3 protein-coding genes are annotated in these 3,130 nt (G+C 32.4%); all 3 read left to right on the forward strand.

What is annotated here, in order from left to right:
- On the forward strand, positions 1-585 hold a 585-nt coding region (locus B2U95_RS04710; RefSeq protein ID WP_296313339.1), incomplete at its 5' end, for a T9SS type A sorting domain-containing protein.
- 634 nt (positions 586-1,219) lie between these two features.
- Positions 1,220-1,327, forward strand: coding sequence for a hypothetical protein (locus tag B2U95_RS04715; protein WP_296313341.1), 108 nt, complete (start codon positions 1,220-1,222; stop codon positions 1,325-1,327).
- 715 nt (positions 1,328-2,042) lie between these two features.
- Positions 2,043-3,130 (forward strand): dihydroxy-acid dehydratase (locus B2U95_RS04720; protein ID WP_296313343.1); only part of this gene is annotated, 1,088 nt, incomplete at its 3' end.

The following is a 3,130-nucleotide window of genomic DNA, read 5'->3' on the forward strand; positions in this document are numbered from 1 at the left end:
GTAGATTGGGGATATGATGCAGAAATGTACGATGTTTATGATGATGATATGTATTGGGTTCTTGACGATAAAAAATATGTGATTCAAGCAACTAATGAATTTGATTTTGATAAAGAAATCCCAATAGGTATTCAAACACTAGAAGGTGGACTTGTAAGTATCGAAGTTGATGAGCTAGAAAATGCAGAGGATTACACTCCTATTTATATTAAAGACAATTTAACAGGTCAAACACATGATATTACAAACCAAAACTTTTCAATTAATCTAGAAGCAGGTGAGTATCTAAATAGATTTTTTATTGTACGTCAGCCAACTCTAAATGTTTTAGAAGAGGAAACTTTATTGGACGGAATTCAAATTTATATGAATAATTCAATTTCCGAATTACAACTGAATTTAATTGTAGATACAGAAATACTAAATGTTAGTTTGTTTAACTATGTAGGGCAACGCGTAAAAACATGGAATATAAATCCAGATGAACGGTCTATGTCGTTACCTCTGCAATTAGCTTCAGGAGTTTATATTGTGATGGTTGAGACTAAAAATGGAAAAGTAAACAAGAAAATAATTATTAACTAAACACTATCTTTTTTATAAATAGCAAGTGTATATTCTTATAATAAAGAGGCTTCAGTTCTGAAGCCTCTTTTTATAAAAACGTAATTCTTTCCGCAAACAATTTTATAATGCTGTAGTTTGTAGTTTGAGTAACGATAATTAACTGAATACGTCAACAATAATTACTTACTGACAGAAGACTAGTGATAACGAGTTTACACAATAAATTATTCCTTAAAAATACACAATGATTAGTATCTATTCCCTAACTAATAATTAATTTAAATGACTAAAGCTGGTATAATCAGATAACAAGTTAACGTCTTGAACATGCAGTCTTACCAAAAAAAAAGACAGGACAGTTGATAATTCGAATTGACGAACTTTAAATTCAAACTGCCATTATGAAAAGTAGCAACTCTAGTGAGAGCCATATTAAAACTATTTTTATATTTATAAAAACATCTACTTATGTCAAGCCTTAAAGTATTGGATGAAACAAATGATGCTATAGTTGTTAACAAAATAGCTGGTCGGATAAGTAAAAAACTTTCGGGAATTAAACTCTTGAGGATCAAATTTTAAATCACCTTTTAAAAACAAACGAAAACCCTATATTGTTGTTGTTGTTGTTATTGTACATAGATTAGATCGTATGACTAGTGGCATCTTAATTTTTGCCAATAAAAAAAGCATTCTTGTAGTATTTAATGCGCTATTTAATAGACGAAAAGTTTCAAAAAGCGTATTTGACAGGTGTTAAAAACAAGCCAACAAAGAAAACTTAATTAATTTTCTCGTAAAAAACAAGTTAGAAAAAAGAGCATAAATAGTCAAATCAAGATCAAAAGATACCTTACAATGTTTTCTTTCCTATCGAGTTAATAGACAAAAATGATTCTAGCTATCTTTTAAAAATAAAACCAAAAACTGATCGATTCCATCAAATAAGAACCCAATTATCAAATATTAGGACTACCTATTATTGGGGATGAAAATATAACTCAGGTTAACAATACTTGCTGCCATCTATTTGCCTTCATGCAAGGAAATTAACCTATCAATTTTCTGGTTCTAACGAATTAAAAACTAGCAAAGTTCCTTCACCAACAGACACTTTTTGGTCATTTTAATCCATCTAAACTTTGCAACTAAATACGGGTAGTAAAATAATTTCAATCGTTAAACTCCTTTTAAACTTAATAAATCCTCATTAAAATAGTTCGTCTTTTGTCCCGTTGACTCCACCATCAAAACTCATGTTATAAATTTCTTAACCTTCAAATTATAAAGGCTCTATCTCACAAAAATATAACATACTTGGGCATCATATTTATTTTAAGTTAAAATATTAACAATCAAATGTTTAACCCAATGTCAGTTGTATTGAATTTAGATTAAGAAATAGAATATCAATCTCTAAATATAGCATAACAAGTAATTTAGATTTTGCAAATCACTTTTGCTACAATAAAACTATGAATGAATTAAACAAATACAGTAAAACCGTTACACAAGATCCAACGCAACCAGCTGCTCAAGCGATGTTGCATGCTATTGGATTGACTAAAGAAGATTTTTTTAAACCAATAGTCGGAATTGCCAGTACAGGTTACGAAGGCAATCCTTGTAACATGCACCTAAATGATTTAGCAAAACTTGTTAAAGAGGGCACAAAAAACGAAGATGTCATTGGCTTAATTTTTAACACCATTGGTGTAAGTGATGGTATTTCTATGGGAACACCAGGAATGCGTTATTCATTGCCATCTCGCGACATTATTGCAGACTCCATGGAAACTGTAGTGCAAGCCATGAGCTATGACGGATTAATTACGGTCGTTGGCTGTGACAAGAATATGCCAGGAGCATTAATGGCTATGATCCGTTTGGATCGCCCATCCATTTTAGTCTATGGAGGAACCATTGATTCTGGTTGCCACAACGGAAAAAAACTAGATGTAGTTTCAGCTTTTGAAGCATGGGGAAGCAAAGTTGCCGGAACCATGTCAGAAAACGAATATCAAAATATTGTAGAAAAAGCGTGTCCTGGAGCTGGAGCTTGCGGAGGCATGTATACGGCAAACACTATGGCTTCTGCTATTGAAGCTTTAGGAATGGCACTACCATTTAATTCTTCAAACCCTGCTTTGAGCGACGCTAAGCAAGAAGAATCTGTAAAAGCAGGTGAAGCGTTACGTTTATTATTAGAAAAAGACATTAAACCCTCAGATATTATTACAAGAAAATCTTTAGAAAACGCGGTGAGATTGGTCACTATATTAGGCGGCTCTACAAATGCAGTGCTACACTTTTTAGCCATTGCAAGAGCGGCTCAAATTGATTTCACACTGAAAGATTTTCAAGACATAAGTGATAAAACCCCATTCTTAGCCGATTTAAAACCAAGTGGCAAATACTTAATGGAAGATGTACATGCTGTTGGAGGAATTCCAGCAGTATTGAAATATCTTCTTAAAAAGGGACTCATTCATGGAGATTGTTTAACGGTTACAGGAAAAACAATTGCAGAAAACTTACAAGACGTTCCTGACCTAAAAGAAGG

It is taken from the genome of Winogradskyella sp. UBA3174, from assembly GCF_002364335.1.
Lineage (GTDB): Bacteria > Bacteroidota > Bacteroidia > Flavobacteriales > Flavobacteriaceae > Winogradskyella.

Excerpts from the sequence above, each read along its gene's own strand:
- B2U95_RS04715 (WP_296313341.1), top strand. The coding sequence starts at position 1,220 with ATGACTAGTGGCATCTTAATTTTTGCCAATAAAAAAAGCATTCTTGTA.